Below are 266 nucleotides of genomic sequence, written 5' to 3'. Positions count from 1 at the left end.
CTGGACGGTTGCTTCAATGACAGCGTGATAGTCGTCGAGACCTGCAGCCTGGTTTTCCTTGATCTGCTCCGTCAGGATCAGCGTGTTGCGCATGAGGATGCCGGCCAGTCCTATCAAACCGAGAATGGCGTTGAATCCAAAGGGTTGATTGAACAGAAGCAGCGCTGGGACCACGCCTGCAAGTCCAAGAGGCGCGGTCAACATGACCATCGTCATCGTCGAAAGGCTGCGTACCTGGAGAACTGTCTCTTATACACATCTCCGAG

General features: G+C 54.5%; 1 pseudogene. It reads right to left on the bottom strand.

Annotated features, from left to right (window positions below):
- A pseudogene (locus tag AF337_RS32680) lies at positions 1-243 on the bottom strand (efflux RND transporter permease subunit); the annotation flags it as partial.
- Positions 244-266 lie beyond the last annotated feature (23 nt).

Source organism: Rhizobium ecuadorense (genome assembly GCF_001187535.1).
GTDB classification, from domain to species: Bacteria; Pseudomonadota; Alphaproteobacteria; order Rhizobiales; family Rhizobiaceae; genus Rhizobium; species Rhizobium ecuadorense.
The sequence above is the reverse complement of the archived record's forward strand: the minus strand, read 5'-3'. Positions and strand labels throughout refer to the sequence as shown.